This is a genomic window from Flavobacterium frigoritolerans (genome assembly GCF_025847275.1).
Taxonomy (GTDB): domain Bacteria; phylum Bacteroidota; class Bacteroidia; order Flavobacteriales; family Flavobacteriaceae; genus Flavobacterium; species Flavobacterium frigoritolerans.
Genome location: NZ_JAOZEV010000001.1, coordinates 421,111 through 437,397, shown reverse-complemented (window position 1 = coordinate 437,397; position 16,287 = coordinate 421,111). Strand labels below are relative to the sequence as shown.

Here is a 16,287-nt window from a genome sequence, read left to right as displayed (position 1 = left end):
GACGATAGTTTTAAGATTTGATTACATTTTATGAATGATAAAAATCGTAGGTCGATTGTGTAAATCTACCTTTATTTTTTTCCAATCGGCTATACGCATTGTTTTGATAAACTCGGTTGGCAAAGTGATATCTGTTGCAATACAAAGATGCGTTGCAGGATTTAAGATTTGTAAAATATCTTCGACTAATTTATTGTTTCTATATGGAGTCTCAATAAAAAGCTGAGATTGATTTTTATCCTGAGATAATTTTTCAAAATACTTTAATGCTGATTTTTTTTCGTCTTTATCAATAGGTAAGTAGCCGTTGAAGGTAAAGCTTTGTCCGTTCATTCCAGAAGCCATCATGGCTAACAAAATAGAAGAAGGTCCAACAAGTGGTACTACCTGAATTCCTTTTTCATGTGCTAATTTTACAATTACAGCTCCTGGGTCAGCTACACCAGGGCAGCCTGCTTCGCTCATTAGCCCTACATTTTTACCTTCTAATAAAGGTTTTATGAAGTCTAAATGCTCGCTGTTTTCGGTGCGTTTGTTTAGTGTAAAAAGGATAAGCTCAGATTGTTTTTTCTCAGGAGAAACTGCTTTTATTGATTTTCGTGCTGTTTTCTCGTTTTCTACAATATAATGGTCTATAAAATCAATGCTTCTCTTTATTGTTTGTGGTAAAACATCCATAGCGTCACTTTCACCTAAGGTTGTCGGAATCAAATAAAGTTTTCCTAATAAAGAAGTTGATTTCATGTGTGTGATTTTTAATTTATAAGACCGAGATTTGATTATTGATGTTTGGCTATTAGTTTTTTAGCAATTACTTCGGCAGCTTCGTCTAGCATTTCGTATACAGAGTTGAAGCCGTTGGGTATGCCATAATAAGGATCAGGAACATCAACATTTTCGGAAGGAAATAATTCGTTCAGAATAAGTTGTACTTTATCTTTTTGCTCTTGTTTTTTTGTCAATGCAATAACGTCATTATAATTGGAGCTGTCCATGACGTAGATATAGTCGAAGGTGTCAAAATCGGAAGTTTTGAATTGTCTTCCTTTCTGATTAGAGATATTTAGGCCGTTTTTTTTTGCTACTGCAATAGATCGTTCGTCTGGATTACGGCCAACATACCAGGAACCCGTTCCGGCTGAATCAACTAAAAATATATCTTTAGGTAATTTAGAGGCTAATATGCCTTCGGCTAACGGTGATCTGCAAATATTACCCAAACAGACCATTAAAATTTTTACGGGCATGTTGCGTTTATAGCGTTAATTTTTTATTGATGTCTTCTACAAATTTTTTGAATTGTTTGTCTGTAGAAACTAAGTTATCAACGGTTTTACAAGCGTGTAATACGGTTGCGTGATCGCGATCACCTATTTGTGAGCCAATGTTTGCTAAAGATGCTTTGGTAAATTTCTTAGCAAAAAACATAGCTAATTGTCTTGCTTGAACAACGTGCCTCTTTCTTGTTTTAGATTGAAGTGTTTCTATGTCTAGCTGGAAATAATCAGATACAATTTTTTGAATATAATCAATAGAAATTTCTCTTTTTACATTTTTAACGAATTTTTCAACTACACTTTTGGCCAATTCAAGCGTTACTTCTTTTTTGTTGAAAGAAGATTGTGCGATCAATGAAATAATTGCTCCTTCTAGTTCTCGTACATTTGATTTAATGTTACGTGCTACATATTCGATAATATCTTCTGGAATTTCAACTCCGTCACGATATAGAATATTTTTTAAGATAGAAATTCTTGTTTCGTAATCTGGCTGATGTAACTCGGCAGATAATCCCCATTTAAAACGCGATAATAAACGTTGTTCAATGTCTTGCATATCTACAGGAGCTTTGTCAGAAGTCAAAATTACCTGTTTTCCGTTTTGATGTAAATAATTAAAGATATGGAAGAAAACGTCCTGAGTACCTGATTTTCCAGATAAAAACTGAACGTCGTCAATAATTAAAACATCGATTAACTGGTAAAAGTGAATGAAATCATTACGATTATTCTTTTTTACCGAGTCGATATATTGTTGTGTGAAAATTTCGGCAGAAATATATAAAACCGTTTTTTCTGGATATTTGTCTTTTACTTCAACTCCAATTGCGTGAGCTAAGTGTGTTTTACCTAAACCAACGCCACCAAATATCAATAAAGGATTAAATGATGTTCCTCCAGGTTTGTTGGCAACAGCCATACCTGCAGAACGAGCTAAGCGGTTTGAATCTCCTTCAAGGAAATTGTCAAAACTATAATTTGGATTTAATTGAGACTCAATTTTTAAGTTACGTATTCCCGGAATTACAAAAGGATTTTTTAATTCTGGATTTAAGTTTTTAAATGGAGCGTCAACATCTTGAGGTTTCATAGGGCCTCTATTGGCACTTGGCAGTTGTTCCGTAAACGGTTGTTTATTGCCATAAGTGTTTTCCATTTTAATTTTATAGAGTAACTTTGCATTTTTTCCCAGTTCTTTGGTAAGAGCTACTTTAAGTAATTTAACGTAGTGTTCTTCCAACCATTCATAGAAAAATTTACTTGGGACTTGAATATATAATGCGTTGTCGGTTAGCTCAACTGATTTGATTGGCTCAAACCAAGTTTTGTACGCCTGATCTTGAATGTTGTCTTTTATGAAAGACAAACAGTTTTCCCATACCGATTGTGCAGTTTTAGTCATAGATTCAATTAAATTTATGTGTATTGATAATAATTGTCTTATAAAAACGAGGTTGGATATTTGTCATTTTTCAAGATAACAAATATGTGAACAAATTTCGTTAAAAAAAAATATTTTGGATGGTAATTTTCTAAAATAATGTTGTAAGGCAGGTTCTAAAAAGTAATTTTTTTTAATAAATAAATAATGAAAAGTCATCAAACTCAAGTGCGTGTTCGTTACTCAGAAACGGATCAAATGGGAGTCGTTTATCATGGTAATTATATTCCATATTTTGAAATTGGCCGCGTCGAATGGCTTAGAAACAAAGGAGTTTCTTATAAAAGTATGGAAGAAAGCGGAATTGCTTTGCCAATCGTTTCTATGAATATTAATTATAAAAAATCAGCACGATATGATGAATTATTAACAGTGCATACAACATTTAAAAGTCAGACATCTGTCAAGATAGAATTTGATTGCGCAATCTATAACGAATTAAATGAGTTATTAACAACTGCTGTCTTTATTTTGGTATTTGTGTCTCTAAAAACGGGTCGTCCAATGGCTCCTCCAAGCTATATTTTGGACCTTCTTAAAAACATCGATAATTGCTAAAATTAGCCTTAAATGAGGATGGTTTTAGCAGGGTTTTATCTCTATTTCAAACATTGAATCAAAAATGTCGAATACTATTTCGGCATTTTTTTTGCGTATTTGAACCGTTATTTTACCAATTGGCAGGCCAGAAACCTCGTTTATTTCCATTTCTTGGGATATAATTTCAAGTTTTTTTTCTTTAATTACCCGCATTACCTTATTCATGTTTTTATAGTCAAATGAAATTAAAAAGCGTACATCAATCGTTTTTTCGATAATTTCACAAACTTCTAGCGCCATTTGGGCTGTTGTTCGGTACGCTGCGATTAAACCTCCTACGCCTAATTTGATTCCTCCATATATCCGTACAATAACAATAAGAACGTTTGTAACGCCAAAAGATTGTATTTGCCCATAAATAGGCATTCCTGCAGTATTGCTTGGTTCTCCATCGTCATTGGCTCTGTAGCTTACAGTAGGTTCGATTCCTAATTGATAAGCATAGCAATAATGTACAGCACTCGGATGTTGTTTCTTTAAAGTTTCGATAATGGGTTTAACTTCTTCTTCGGATATTATTGGGTAAGCATAGCCAAAAAACTTGCTGCTCTTTTCTTTATACAAGACTTCTTCCGAAGGGGAAGCTATCGTTTGGTAGGTGTCTTTGATTTCCAATATTATTTTTTAAATTATTTTTTTGTCAAATAAATCTACGACATCTTCTTTACCTACTTGTAGGTTCCATACTTGAAGGCCTAGTTCGGCTGCGGCATTGGTATTTTCGATTTTGTCGTCAACAAACAACGTTCGTTTTGGAGATAGTTCGTGTTTGTTTATAATGTAGTTATAGGCTTCGTGATTTGGTTTTCTCATTCCGATTTCGAATGAAAAATAGACTTTTTCAAAACATTGGTAGAAATCACTGTAAAAGGAAACGCCAGTTTTATGCTCGAATGTTTTAATATGAATTGAATCGGTGTTGCTTAATAAGAATAGTCTATATTTTTCAGAAAGCATTTGAAGAAACTCTAACCGATATAATGGAAAATCTAAGAGGACGGCGTTCCATGCATTCAGGATTTCTTTTGCAGATGCATTAGGAATCTCTTTTTGGAACCCTGATATAAATTCTTCGGCAGTAATGTTACCAGTTTCAAATTTAATGTTCAATTGATCCAGATTTTGGTTCCATTCTGATAGGCCGAGCTTTTTTAATCCATCAATTGTAGCTTGTTTGTCTAGGTTGATAAATATATCCCCAAAATCAAAAATAATAGTGTCAATCATGGTTTCTAACTTGTATTAATTCGTCTTTGCCAATGTGTGTGTGTTTATATTTTTTGCCAGTAACTACAGGAGCTTTGGTGCCTTTTGTAAAGTAAGTATTTCCAACAAAAAAGCGACCTTCATCCCAAAGATTGGTATCAATAAAGGTTTGTAAAGTTTGCAGTCCGCCTTCAATAATAATTGATTGAATCTGATGTTGGTATAAAACAGCAAGTATTTGCGGGATTATATTTTCTTTAAAATCAATTACTTCAAAGATAAGGTTTTCTTTTTCAATGGCAATTTTGGATTTTGTAAATACGATAGTTTTAACATCATTGCTAAAAATATGACTGTCTTGAGGAATGCGATTGTTCTGGTCTAAAACTACACGCACAGGGTTATTTCCAGTCCAATCACGAGTATTTAATTTAGGGTTGTCGTCGATAACGGTTTGAGTTCCTACTAAAATGGCTTGTTCTTCACTTCGCCATTTGTGTACCAGCTGTCTGGAGTATATATTCGTAATCCAGATAGGTTCTCTTTTTGAAATAGTATTGTTGTCTTTTTCGGGAGCAAGGAATCCGTCTTTAGATTCTGCCCATTTTAAGATTATATAAGGTCTTTTTTGTTGATGAAAAGTAAAAAAACGTTTGTTTAGTTCGTTACATTCATCTTCTAGAACTCCAATGATGACTTTTTTTCCAGCTTCAAGAAGTTTTTTAATTCCTTTACCCGCAACCTTTTCGTTTGGATCAACTGTTCCCACAACTACATTCGGAATTTCATTTTCAATAATTAAATCACAGCAAGGAGGTGTTTTTCCAAAATGACTACAGGGTTCTAAACTTACGTAAATAGTTGCTTTTTTGAGTAACGATTTATCTTTCACAGAGTTTATTGCATTTACTTCGGCATGAGGTTCTCCGGCTTTTTTGTGCCAGCCTTCTCCTATTATCGTATCATTATAAACGATTACGCTACCAACCATTGGGTTTGGATAGGTAGTTCCTAGGCCGTTTTTGGCAAGTTGAATGCAGCGTTTTATGTATTTTTCATGTATATTCACAATACAAAAGTAGTTATTTTTGAGTTTATGATTTAATTTTGAAACTATCTAAAACGGCAATATTATATAATCCATTGGACATGATTTTTTTAACGTATAGATTCATAGTTTACGAAGTTTAAAAAAAAGAGGTTTCACTTGAAATAATAAGACCATATGAAAAGATTATGATTTTCTAGAATCCTTTATAATTGTAAGTTTAAATCGATGCTTTTATCTGTTAGATTTTTTTTTACGAATTGCATCCAACGAGTTAAAGTATATTTACTTTTGTACTTTAAGTAAGACAGAATAAGAAGAAATGGAAAATTGGATTATCAGAAAAATAAAAAAAGAAGACAATCAGGCTGTGGCACAATTAATAAGAGCGGTTTTTGATGAGTTGAATATTCCAAAAGTAGGAACAGCATACGAAGATGCGTATTTAGATTTTATGTTTGAAGAATACAATAAGCCTAAGTCGGTTTATTATGTGGTCGTAAATAATGATAAAATCGTAGGATGTGTAGGAATTGCTCCTCTAGAGAATGAAGCATCAACAATTTGTGAATTGCAAAAAATGTATTTCTTACCAGAAACCCGTGGCTTAGGAATAGGGAGTAAAATGATGGAAAAATGTTTGGAAAGCGCTAAGGATTTTGGTTTCGAAAATTGTTATATCGAAACGATGCCTTTTATGCATGCAGCTCAAAAATTATATAAAAAATCAGGTTTTGAATATCTTGATGCTCCAATGGGGTGTACAGGTCATACTTCATGCCCAATATGGATGTTGAAAAAAATATAAGTGTATGAAAAAAATTGTTGTTGGAATTGTTTTAATTTCAATCTTATTTTCTTGTAAAGATGCTAAAGAAATAAAAACAGAAAAAACTATTGAGGTTAGTGAGAAACCGGTTGGGAAAGATTCTATCCAGGAAAAAGAAGTAGTTTCGGATGAAGAATTTAAAAATGACTTTGATATTTTGTTGCCACGAAGTTATCGAAGTTATGAAGGTGAAAACCCTGCAGCTTCTTTAACTAAAACGTGGATTGATTTATATGAAATGAATGGGGAGTACTATTTAGGGAATGCAGATTTTAAAATAGAAAAAGGATTCGATGAGTGTTCAGGAGATTCTTTAATATCAATTATTCCTAAAAACAAATCAATCATTTTTATAGATTATCCTAGTTTGAAATTAGGAAAAATAAAATCGTTGAAAATTAACAAAGACAAAATATGGCCAACCGAAAAAGTAACTTATACATTTAATAATATAAATTATATTTTGCGTGCCGAAGGTAAAGTGCTTTCTTCTGAAATGGTTTCTACGGATGATAATAAAGAAGAGGTTTTTAAGAAGGTCGAAAATTATAAGCTTTACCTAACCTCAGGGAATACTACCGAAAAATTACTTTTAACAGAACAGTCATTTAACGATACATTTGTAGTGTTACTTTTTGCAGGAGATATTGATGGTGACGGAAAATTAGACTTTGTTTTTAGTGCCAATAGGGATTATGAAGAGGAACGAGTAATTTTGTTTCTTTCATCAAAGGCAAAAAGTGGAGAAGCGATAAAAAAAGTTTCTGAAATTGCAGTGCAATTTGATTGCTAATTAAACCTGCTTTTAACAACAAATATAAAATGAAAATAAAACAATATAGAACGCAATTTATTCAAGAGCTTTCAGAGATTTATGATGTTCTGGAAGTGGAGAGTTTTTTCTATTTAATTTTAGAAGAGAAACGAAATCTCAAACAAATAGATTTGGCTTTAAATCCGGATTTGTCTTTTTTAGAGGAAGAAATTGTAGATTGGAATATGTTAGTTGCTGAATTGAAAAAGGAAATTCCGATTCAATATTTGTTAGGAAAGACAAATTTCTACGGATTGGATTTTGAGGTAAATCCAAATGTATTGATTCCACGACCAGAGACAGAAGAACTAGTGGAGTGGATTATATCTAATCATCTAGCAATTCAAAAAAACAAAAATCTAAAAATTTTAGATATAGGTACAGGAAGCGGCTGTGTTGCAATTTCGTTGGCTAAGAACCTTACTAAAGCTCAGGTTTTTGCAATTGATGTTTCAGAAGGAGCTTTGGCTACAGCCAAAAGGAATGCGATTTCTAACGAAGTTTCGGTTACTTTTTTGCATCAAAATATTTTAGAAACAGAAGATTTAATGCAAGAGTTTGATATTATAGTTTCGAATCCACCTTATGTTCGAAATTTAGAAAAAGAAGAAATAAAGAAAAATGTCTTAGATAACGAACCTCATTTGGCGCTTTTTGTGGCTGATAATGATGCGCTGATATTTTACAGAAAAATAGCTGAATTGGCACAGAAAAATTTGGTAAAAAACGGAAGTCTTTACTTTGAAATTAACCAGTATTTAGGAAAAGAGACAGTTGAATTGCTTGAAAATCTAGGTTTTAAAAACATCGAATTGCGTAAGGATATCTACGATAATGATAGGATGATTTTTTGCATTAAATAAGTTTTTTGTTTTGTGAAAAGTGAAAAATAAAATGGGAGTTTCCTGCAAGGTTTTTTTTAACCTTGTAGGATGAGAACGTGATTTGAAAATGGGAGTTGTAAAATAGCCCCGATTGTAGTGGAAATCCTTTTATCTTGATATTTTTTCAAGATAAAAGATTGGAACGTAAAGCGGGACAGTCCGTGTTATCAAACTATTAAGTTGTGCTCCTAAAAACTTTCTTTTGGTAAAATAGTTTAGTTATGTTGTAGCTGCGATTGCCAACTATGAAAGATTACTCATAGCGTAAAGCCTCGATAGGATCAAGTTGGGATGCTTTTATAGCAGGATATAATCCGGAAACTATAGCAACAATAAAACTTGTGGCAAATGCTGCAAAGATTGCTACCCACGGAATTACGAATATAAAATCCATGGCCGATGAAATTCCGTAACCAATTAAGATTCCTAGAATAATTCCGACTAATCCGCCTAATTGTCCGATGAGTAAGGTTTCGATAAAAAACTGAACGGCAACAGTTATCTTTTTAGCACCTAAGGCTTTACGAACACCGATTTCGCGCGTACGCTCTGTTACGGATACAATCATGATATTCATTAAGGCGATTGATGAACCTAATATGGTAATAATGCTAATGGCCCATGAAGCCAAACTAAGGTATTGTGTGATACTGAGGATTCGATTAATAAGATCATCGCTTCGTACTACTCCAAAATTATTATCACGTATTGGACTTAATTTTCGAACACGACGCATGGTACTTGTAGCGTTGTCGATGGCTTGATCCAGTAATTCTTTTTTAGAAACCATTACGCTTATGGTGTAATTTATGTTTGGAGCGGTAAATAGGGAACGTGCTACTTGTATGGGAATTAGCACGCGTAAATCCTGACTGTTTCCAAATGTGGATCCTTTTTCTTTAAGTACACCAATAACTTTAAAACGCGCGCCACGTATGGATATGATTTTATCAATTGGATTTACATCTTTTAATAGGCCTTTCATGAAATCGGAACCTAATACGCATACATAGGTGTTGTTTTCGATATCAAATTGATTGAAGGTTCTTCCGATACTAGTTTCTAGACCTGAGTTCCTAATAAAATGCTCATCGACACCCAGAACTTTAATTTCGGGATCGGTTTTAGTGGCGAGGTATTTTACTTCGGCGGTAGAAGTTGCTGTAAATGAAAGCGAAGTTTCGCTAAACGGGTATTTAAATTTGTTTTTGAAGACGACAGCTTCGGGATAGGAAATAATAGGATTTACGACCTCTCTTTCGTTGCCACCACGGTTTCTAACTTCGTTTTCGTACTGATTAATGTTGAAGGTATTTGCTCCCATAGAAGCAAAATCGGTGGAAATAGTATTTTCTAAAGCAGAAACTACGGTTAGGATTCCAACTAAAGCAGTGATGCCGATTGCGATAATTAAAACGGTAAGAATCGTTCGTAATAATTGAGTTCGAATCGAACCAAATGCAATTCGGATATTTTCTTTGAATAATTTTAGCATCATACTAGTTTGTCACGAAAATACAATTTTTGTTACAAGTTTGTTTTAGAAGAGTCAATATTTATTTTAAAAAGTGAGATATTTGCACTCGATTTATGATTAGGAGAAATTTAAATCATTAATCTAAAATTTTAAATAGTAAGATAAATGGCATCAAAACCTAGTATTCCTAAAGGAACCAGAGATTTTTCACCAACAGAGGTGGCAAAACGTCAATATATTATTCAGATTATAAAAACCAATTTCGAGAAATTTGGTTTTCAACCAATTGAAACGCCATCTTTTGAGAATTCGGAAACCTTAATGGGGAAATACGGAGAAGAAGGAGATCGATTGATTTTTAAAATATTGAATTCGGGTGACTATTTGTCTAAGGCAAATGAAGCGCATTTGGAGGCAAAAGACAGTACAAAGTTAACTTCAAGTATTTCTGAAAAAGCATTGCGTTATGACTTAACTGTTCCGTTTGCGAGATATGTGGTGCAGCATCAAAACGAAATTGAGTTTCCTTTTAAAAGATATCAGATTCAGCCAGTTTGGCGTGCTGATCGTCCGCAGAAAGGGCGTTTTAGAGAGTTTTTTCAATGTGATGCCGATGTAGTTGGTTCTAAATCATTATGGCAAGAAGTGGAGTTGGTGCAATTGTATGACACTGTTTTTACCTCTTTGGGGTTAAATGGGGTAACAATTAAAATAAACAATCGAAAAATATTATCTGGAATTGCTGAAGTTATTGGTGCTTCGGATAAATTAATAGATTTTACAGTAGCGCTGGACAAGCTTGATAAAATAGGCGAAGATGGTGTGAAGAAAGAAATGATGGAGAAAGGAATTTCGGAAGAAGCGCTTGTAAAAGTGCAACCATTATTTAGTTTTACAGGAACTATTTCGGATAAAATTAATCAGCTTTCAGATTTATTATCTTCTTCAGAAGAAGGAATGAAAGGTGTGGAAGAATTACGATTTATATGTGATAACGTTTCAAATTTAGGTTTGTCTACTGCAATTCTGGATTTAGATGTTACGCTTGCTCGTGGACTTAATTATTATACAGGAGCAATTTTTGAAATTGGAGCGCCAAAAACGGTTGCCATGGGATCTATAGGTGGTGGCGGAAGATATGACGATTTAACTGGTATTTTTGGATTGAAAAATATGAGCGGTGTTGGAATCTCTTTTGGCTTGGATCGTATTTATTTGGTACTTGAAGAATTACAATTGTTTCCAGAAACTGTTGCTGCAACTTCTAAAGCCTTGTTTATAAATTATGGTGATAAAGAAGCATTTTATGCACTGAAAGCAATTCAGGAACTAAGAAAAGAGAATATAAAAGTAGAGTTATATCCTGAAAATGTAAAGGTCGGAAAGCAGTTTCAACATGCTGATAAGCGTGCAATTCCTTTTGCAGTTATTGTAGGTGAACAAGAAATAGAGTCAAATTCATATTCACTAAAGAATTTACTAACAGGCGAACAAGTTTCGGTTGATTTAGAAGGGTTAAAAAAGGCTTTGTTAGATTAGTTTTTAACTGCAAAGTCCGTTAGATTTAATTTTACTTCACGCATATAAAATATAAAGTTCGCAAAGCTAGATGAACACAAAGCTTTGCGAACTTTGCGTTTTTATAAAACAATATCTTTAAAATCTTAGTAATCTTTGCGGTTATTCTGCAAAATTTTTGTTTCGAAAGAAAAATGTAGGTTTCATAAAGCTTTGGAGGTGATTGTGTTAATGAATTATTGGTATTTATTAGTTTAAATCGGTTTAAATTTGCGTGAAATAATTGGTAGAAAAGAAAAAAAAGCGTTTAATTTGCGGCCTTAAGTTACGGGCGTAGTTCAAGGGTAGAATAGCGGTCTCCAAAACCGTTGATGGGGGTTCGAATCCCTCCGCCCGTGCAATAAAACAGATTAAATAACAACTGTTATTAATTATTTATCACAGGCTTTCGTAGAGTTAAAGGTAAAAAGCATAAAAAAAAGCTTCGTCTTAAATAGGCGAAGCTTTTTTTAATATAAGGTAAAGTTGAATTAATAATTTATTATAAAGCCGAAGCTAACCTTAAATTCAATTTTGATAGGTAATAATTAATTTTTGTAATTATATCAAATGTATTTATTCTAGATTGCAATTTTCTTAAAATTATATTAATTTTTTGAGAATATGATTGCTTTAAATGTGTTAATTAGCTGTTGAATAAAATGTAAATTTGTCAAAAGGTGACAATTTGACATTTTATAAGATTTGGCAGTACTTTTGCAATCCATAGAAAAGAATAAAAAAATGAAGTTTAAGAATATTTTTAAAAATAAAAGTAATATGACTACGGAGAATACAGAAATCGATCAAGAAATAGATGACGTAACGTTAGAGAATAATGCCAATGGCGAACAAATTATTATTGAGGAATTAAGTGTAGAAGAACAATTAGCTCAAGACTTAGCAAAAGAAAAAGATAAATTCTTGAGATTGTTTGCTGAATTTGAAAATTACAAAAAAAGAACTTCAAAAGAAAGAATGGATTTGTTTAAAACCGCTAATCAAGAGGTGTTGTTATCAATGCTTCCTGTATTAGATGATTTTGACAGAGCATTAATTGAAATCAATAAATCTGATGATGAGCTTTTGGCAAAAGGAGTAGAGTTAATCTATGATAAACTAAAAAGTACATTGGTATCTAAAGGATTGGAGCAGGTAGAGGTAAGAGCAGGTGATGCATTTAATGCAGATTATGCTGAAGCAATTACTCAAATACCAGCACCTTCGGATAAACTGAAAGGTAAAATTGTTGATGTACTTGAAAAAGGATACAAATTAGGAGACAAAATTATTCGTTATCCTAAAGTGGTTATTGGAAACTAAAATAACAAATTATAAATCCCAAACCCCAAATAGATAGTTTTGAATTTTCAGAATTGAGTTATTTATTGGGTTTTGTTTTTTGGAATTTAAACAATTATGAAAAAAGATTTTTACGAAATATTAGGCATTTCAAAAAATGCGGATGCTGCTGAGATTAAAAAAGCGTACCGTAAATGTGCGTTAAAATATCATCCAGATAAAAATCCGGATAATAAAGAGGCAGAAGAGAACTTCAAATTGGCTGCAGAAGCATATGAAGTTTTAAGCGACCCTAATAAAAAAGCCAAATACGACCAATACGGGCATCAAGCCTTTGATGGTTCAGGTGGTTTTGGAGGTGGTGGACATGGTGGCATGAATATGGATGACATATTCAGTCAGTTTGGCGACATCTTCGGAGGCGGATTTGGTGGTTTCGGAGGCGGCGGAGGCGGTGGTCCTCGTCGTACAAAAGGAAGTAATCTTAGAATTAAAGTTAAATTAACTTTAGAGGAGATTGCAAATGGTGTGGAGAAAAAAGTAAAAGTAAAACGTAAGGTTCAAGCCAAAGGGGTTACTTATAAAACATGTTCTACATGTAATGGTCAAGGGCAGGTAATGCGCGTGACTAATACTATTTTAGGTAGAATGCAATCAGCTTCGACTTGTCCAAGTTGTGGAGGTTCTGGTCAGATTTTAGATAAAAAACCTGCCAATGCAGATTCGCAAGGAATGGTTCAAGAAGATGAAACTGTATCAATCAAAATTCCTGCAGGAGTTGTTGATGGAATGCAGTTAAAGGTTTCTGGTAAAGGAAATGATGCGCCAGGAAATAGCGTACCAGGTGATTTAATTGTTGCAATTGAAGAACTTGAGCACGAATTACTGAAGCGTGAAGGAGAAAATTTACATTACGATTTATATATAAGTTTTCCAGAAGCTGTTTTAGGTATCTCAAAAGATATTGAAGCAATTAATGGAAAAGTACGAATTAAATTAGAAGAAGGAATTCAATCAGGAAAAATTCTGAGATTGAAAGGAAAAGGAATTCCAAGTATCAACGGATACGGAAATGGAGATTTATTAGTACATGTAAATGTTTGGACACCAAAAACATTAAGCAAAGAACAAAAACAATTTTTTGAAAATGCTTTAACTGACGAACATTTTATTCCGAATCCTGAGAAAACGGATAAATCATTTTTTGAAAAAGTAAAAGATATGTTTTCATAAGTGCATCTTAATCTTTTATAAAAAGTTACAATTAATTTACAGACCCATCTTAACTTTGTTTTAGGATGGGTTTTTTTTTGTAACAATACTTAGTATTCGCTACTAATTATTTACTTTTACACACGCGAGGCCAAAATGGCCATATTGACTTAGTAAATCCAAAAAAAAAGCATGAGCAACTTACTCGAAGTACATAATGTCGTAAAACAATACGGTGATTATGTTGCGCTTAATGAAGTTTCATTAAATGTTCCAAAAGGTAGTATTTATGGACTATTAGGGCCAAATGGAGCTGGAAAAACATCACTTATACGAATTATAAATCAAATTACTTATCCAGATAGTGGAGAGGTAATTCTTGATGGAGAGAAATTGCAACCTAAACATGTTCAACATATCGGATACCTTCCTGAAGAAAGAGGATTGTATAACTCTATGAAAGTAGGAGAGCAATGTTTATATCTGGCTCAGATGAAAGGATTGTCTAAAGCCGAAGCTAAAAAACAATTAGAATATTGGTTTGATAGATTAGAGATACAAGGATGGTGGAACAAAAAAGTTCAGGAATTATCAAAAGGAATGGCACAGAAAATCCAATTTGTAGTTTGTGTATTGCATAAACCAAAATTATTGATTTTTGACGAGCCATTTTCTGGTTTTGACCCTGTTAATGCCAATGTCATAAAAGATGAAATTTTGGCATTAAAAGAACAAGGTTCAACAATTATTTTTTCGACACATCGAATGGAAAGTGTAGAAGAACTTTGTGATCATATTGCTTTGATTCATAAATCAAACAAACTGATTGAGGGGAAATTGGTTGATGTAAAAAGACAATTTAAGACGAATAGCTTTGAGGTAGGGATATTAACAAACAATATAGAAGGTTTGATGTATGATGTTACGCAAAAATTCACTGTTTTACCTGCAAATTTTAAATCATTGAGTGACGAATTAAAACTGGAAATCCAGATAGGAAATGCCACCCCAAATGAGTTATTAAATATATTAACGCAACGTGGACAAGTAACTCATTTTGTTGAGAAGATTCCAAGTGTAAATGATATTTTTATTCAAACAGTAACGAAATAGATTGTTAGACTTGCTTAGATTTTTGGACTACTTAAGTTAATCTTAAAATCCAAATAAGCCCAAGAAAGTCTAGAGAAATCAAAAAAAATGAATAATCAAATAATCTAAGCAAGTTTAAGTAGTCTAAAAATCTAACAATCTAAAATAAAAAATGAGTATAATTTCATTAATTATAAAAAGAGAATTTATTTCTAAAGTCCGTAATAAGTCTTTTGTCGTAATGACTTTTTTAAGTCCGCTATTATTTGTTGGGATAGCTGCTTTTATCGGATATTTAAGTTCTATGAAAGCTGAAACAAAGCGTATTGCAATTCATGACGAAACAGGTTTGTTTGCTTCGCAGTTTACAAAGCAAAATGCGAAAAACATTGAGTTTAGATATCTCGATTTATCAAAAGTGCCCTTGCAATCTTTAAAAGATAGTATTGCTAAAGAACGTTTAGACGGATTGCTTTTGATTCCTAAAGCAGATAAAATAAAAGATTTAGAAAGTAAAATCGAATTTATATCGAATAATAGTCCGAGTATTTCTTTTATTGAAAACACACAAAATACAATTGCCGATGAGATTACCCGAATTAATTTTCAAGAGGCAAATTTAGATACATTGGCTATAAAAAATGCCCAAGCAAATGTGAATATACATCTTGCAAAAGCATCGGGAGAGGAAAGCTTAAAAGGGCTAAACGAAATAAAAATTGCAATTGGAGGATCTTTTGGTTACTTAATAATGATGTTTATCGTTATTTATGGTAATATGGTTATGCGAAGTGTAATCGAAGAAAAAACCAATCGAATTATCGAGATTATTATTTCATCAGTAAAACCTTTTCAGTTGATGATGGGTAAGATAATCGGAACTTCATTAGCAGGCTTATTGCAGTTTTTAATTTGGGCAGTAATAGGATTTGCTCTAATGTTTGCAGCATCAGCATTTTTTGGTGTAAATGTTGGACCAACAGCTAAGATTCCACCAGAATTAATGGCTACCGCACAAAAAGAGTTTGTGGGCACGGCGCAAATGTATATTAATGAATTATGGAGTTTGCCAATTGGGAGTATTCTAATTGGATTTGTAATTTATTTTATAGGAGGGTATTTTTTATATAGTTCGTTTTATGCGGCTATTGGTGCAGCAGTTGATAATCAAACCGATTCTCAGCAATTTCTTTTGCCTATTATTATGCCATTGATTTTGAGTGTTTATATTGGTTTCTTTACTGTAGTAAATGACCCGCATGGGACAATTGCTGTCGTATTTTCGATGATACCGCTAACCTCACCAATTGTTATGTTAATGCGACTTCCGTTTGGAGTGCCTTGGTGGCAAATACTTATTTCCGTAACTTTATTGTTTGCTTCATTTTTTGCAGTAGTTTGGTTTGCTGCCAAAATTTATCGCGTAGGAATATTGATGTATGGTAAGAAACCTACATGGAAAGAATTATATAGATGGCTTAAGTATTAAAAAAAAGTAGCAAAGATACAGAGGGACAAAGGTACAAAGTTTAAAATCTTTGTTCT

General features: G+C 32.9%; 16 protein-coding genes and 1 tRNA gene. 10 read left to right on the top strand and 7 right to left on the bottom strand.

All coding sequences use genetic code 11. The features are described from left to right. Window positions 1-21 precede the first annotated feature (21 nt). Genes OIU80_RS01900 through dnaA form a run of 3 tightly spaced genes read right to left on the bottom strand, consistent with a single transcriptional unit; the run spans window position 22 to window position 2,682 of the window. Complete coding sequence (locus tag OIU80_RS01900) at window positions 22-744, bottom strand: SAM-dependent methyltransferase (protein WP_264285415.1); 723 nt, start codon at window positions 742-744, stop codon at window positions 22-24. A 35-nt stretch (window positions 745-779) separates the two neighbouring features. After that, the gene (locus OIU80_RS01895; protein WP_264285414.1) at window positions 780-1,247 is read right to left on the bottom strand and encodes a low molecular weight protein-tyrosine-phosphatase; all 468 of its coding nucleotides are present in this window, start codon (window positions 1,245-1,247) and stop codon (window positions 780-782) included. 7 nt (window positions 1,248-1,254) lie between these two features. Beyond that, window positions 1,255-2,682, bottom strand: coding sequence for a chromosomal replication initiator protein DnaA (gene dnaA, locus OIU80_RS01890; protein WP_264285413.1), 1,428 nt, complete (start codon window positions 2,680-2,682; stop codon window positions 1,255-1,257). A gap of 186 nt (window positions 2,683-2,868) precedes the next feature. Between dnaA and OIU80_RS01885 the strand changes: the two genes are divergently transcribed. Further along, the gene (locus tag OIU80_RS01885; RefSeq protein ID WP_264285412.1) at window positions 2,869-3,279 is read left to right on the top strand and encodes an acyl-CoA thioesterase; all 411 of its coding nucleotides are present in this window, start codon (window positions 2,869-2,871) and stop codon (window positions 3,277-3,279) included. A 24-nt stretch (window positions 3,280-3,303) separates the two neighbouring features. On the opposite strand, the gene OIU80_RS01880 is transcribed toward OIU80_RS01885, so the two are convergent. Genes OIU80_RS01880 through ribD form a run of 3 tightly spaced genes read right to left on the bottom strand, consistent with a single transcriptional unit; the run spans window position 3,304 to window position 5,596 of the window. Beyond that, entirely contained in the window at window positions 3,304-3,936 is a 633-nt protein-coding gene (locus OIU80_RS01880) for an IMPACT family protein (RefSeq protein WP_264285411.1), read from the bottom strand. A 9-nt stretch (window positions 3,937-3,945) separates the two neighbouring features. Then, window positions 3,946-4,548 carry an HAD family hydrolase gene (locus tag OIU80_RS01875; protein WP_264285410.1) on the bottom strand — a complete coding sequence of 201 codons (603 nt, stop codon included), beginning with the start codon at window positions 4,546-4,548 and terminating at the stop codon, window positions 3,946-3,948. After that, window positions 4,541-5,596, bottom strand: a complete 1,056-nt coding sequence (gene ribD, locus OIU80_RS01870) for a bifunctional diaminohydroxyphosphoribosylaminopyrimidine deaminase/5-amino-6-(5-phosphoribosylamino)uracil reductase RibD (protein ID WP_264285409.1) — start codon at window positions 5,594-5,596, stop codon at window positions 4,541-4,543. The genes OIU80_RS01875 and ribD overlap by 8 nt, the downstream gene beginning before the upstream one ends. Window positions 5,597-5,897: 301 nt before the next feature. Here ribD and OIU80_RS01865 point away from each other — a divergent pair, with 301 nt between their 5' ends. The 3 genes from OIU80_RS01865 to prmC are packed head-to-tail and all read left to right on the top strand — an operon-like array spanning window position 5,898 to window position 8,081. Beyond that, entirely contained in the window at window positions 5,898-6,383 is a 486-nt protein-coding gene (locus tag OIU80_RS01865) for a GNAT family N-acetyltransferase (protein WP_264285408.1), read from the top strand. A gap of 4 nt (window positions 6,384-6,387) precedes the next feature. Then, entirely contained in the window at window positions 6,388-7,197 is an 810-nt protein-coding gene (locus tag OIU80_RS01860; RefSeq protein ID WP_264285407.1) for a hypothetical protein, read from the top strand. Between the two features lie 29 nt (window positions 7,198-7,226). After that, a complete protein-coding gene (prmC, locus tag OIU80_RS01855) occupies window positions 7,227-8,081 on the top strand; it encodes a peptide chain release factor N(5)-glutamine methyltransferase (RefSeq protein WP_264285406.1) in 855 nt (284 codons plus the stop codon). A 274-nt stretch (window positions 8,082-8,355) separates the two neighbouring features. Here the strand turns inward: prmC and OIU80_RS01850 are convergent, their stop codons facing one another. After that, window positions 8,356-9,600: an ABC transporter permease gene (locus tag OIU80_RS01850; RefSeq protein WP_264285405.1), complete on the bottom strand. Its 1,245-nt coding sequence runs from the start codon at window positions 9,598-9,600 to the stop codon at window positions 8,356-8,358. 144 nt (window positions 9,601-9,744) lie between these two features. Here OIU80_RS01850 and hisS point away from each other — a divergent pair, with 144 nt between their 5' ends. The 6 genes from hisS (at window position 9,745) to OIU80_RS01820 (ending at window position 16,231) form a co-directional block, all read left to right on the top strand. Beyond that, window positions 9,745-11,118 (top strand): histidine--tRNA ligase, encoded by a 1,374-nt coding sequence (gene hisS, locus OIU80_RS01845; RefSeq protein WP_264285404.1) that lies wholly within the window; start codon window positions 9,745-9,747, stop codon window positions 11,116-11,118. Window positions 11,119-11,424: 306 nt separating this feature from the next. Beyond that, window positions 11,425-11,495, top strand: a tRNA-Trp gene (locus OIU80_RS01840). Window positions 11,496-11,880: 385 nt separating this feature from the next. Beyond that, on the top strand, window positions 11,881-12,459 hold the full coding sequence (locus OIU80_RS01835) for a nucleotide exchange factor GrpE (RefSeq protein WP_264285403.1): 579 nt from the start codon (window positions 11,881-11,883) through the stop codon (window positions 12,457-12,459). Between the two features lie 96 nt (window positions 12,460-12,555). Beyond that, window positions 12,556-13,671 (top strand): molecular chaperone DnaJ, encoded by a 1,116-nt coding sequence (gene dnaJ / locus OIU80_RS01830; RefSeq protein ID WP_264285402.1) that lies wholly within the window; start codon window positions 12,556-12,558, stop codon window positions 13,669-13,671. 171 nt (window positions 13,672-13,842) lie between these two features. Continuing rightward, window positions 13,843-14,763 (top strand): ABC transporter ATP-binding protein, encoded by a 921-nt coding sequence (locus OIU80_RS01825; protein WP_264285401.1) that lies wholly within the window; start codon window positions 13,843-13,845, stop codon window positions 14,761-14,763. A gap of 151 nt (window positions 14,764-14,914) precedes the next feature. Continuing rightward, a complete protein-coding gene (locus OIU80_RS01820) occupies window positions 14,915-16,231 on the top strand; it encodes an ABC transporter permease (RefSeq protein ID WP_264285400.1) in 1,317 nt (438 codons plus the stop codon). Window positions 16,232-16,287 lie beyond the last annotated feature (56 nt).

Excerpts from the sequence above, each read along its gene's own strand:
- OIU80_RS01900 (WP_264285415.1), bottom strand. The coding sequence starts at position 744 with ATGAAATCAACTTCTTTATTAGGAAAACTTTATTTGATTCCGACAACC.
- OIU80_RS01895 (WP_264285414.1), bottom strand. The coding sequence starts at position 1,247 with ATGCCCGTAAAAATTTTAATGGTCTGTTTGGGTAATATTTGCAGATCA.
- dnaA (WP_264285413.1), bottom strand. The coding sequence starts at position 2,682 with ATGACTAAAACTGCACAATCGGTATGGGAAAACTGTTTGTCTTTCATA.
- OIU80_RS01885 (WP_264285412.1), top strand. The coding sequence starts at position 2,869 with ATGAAAAGTCATCAAACTCAAGTGCGTGTTCGTTACTCAGAAACGGAT.
- OIU80_RS01875 (WP_264285410.1), bottom strand. The coding sequence starts at position 4,548 with ATGATTGACACTATTATTTTTGATTTTGGGGATATATTTATCAACCTA.
- OIU80_RS01865 (WP_264285408.1), top strand. The coding sequence starts at position 5,898 with ATGGAAAATTGGATTATCAGAAAAATAAAAAAAGAAGACAATCAGGCT.
- OIU80_RS01860 (WP_264285407.1), top strand. The coding sequence starts at position 6,388 with ATGAAAAAAATTGTTGTTGGAATTGTTTTAATTTCAATCTTATTTTCT.
- prmC (WP_264285406.1), top strand. The coding sequence starts at position 7,227 with ATGAAAATAAAACAATATAGAACGCAATTTATTCAAGAGCTTTCAGAG.
- OIU80_RS01850 (WP_264285405.1), bottom strand. The coding sequence starts at position 9,600 with ATGATGCTAAAATTATTCAAAGAAAATATCCGAATTGCATTTGGTTCG.
- hisS (WP_264285404.1), top strand. The coding sequence starts at position 9,745 with ATGGCATCAAAACCTAGTATTCCTAAAGGAACCAGAGATTTTTCACCA.
- OIU80_RS01835 (WP_264285403.1), top strand. The coding sequence starts at position 11,881 with ATGAAGTTTAAGAATATTTTTAAAAATAAAAGTAATATGACTACGGAG.
- dnaJ (WP_264285402.1), top strand. The coding sequence starts at position 12,556 with ATGAAAAAAGATTTTTACGAAATATTAGGCATTTCAAAAAATGCGGAT.
- OIU80_RS01825 (WP_264285401.1), top strand. The coding sequence starts at position 13,843 with ATGAGCAACTTACTCGAAGTACATAATGTCGTAAAACAATACGGTGAT.
- OIU80_RS01820 (WP_264285400.1), top strand. The coding sequence starts at position 14,915 with ATGAGTATAATTTCATTAATTATAAAAAGAGAATTTATTTCTAAAGTC.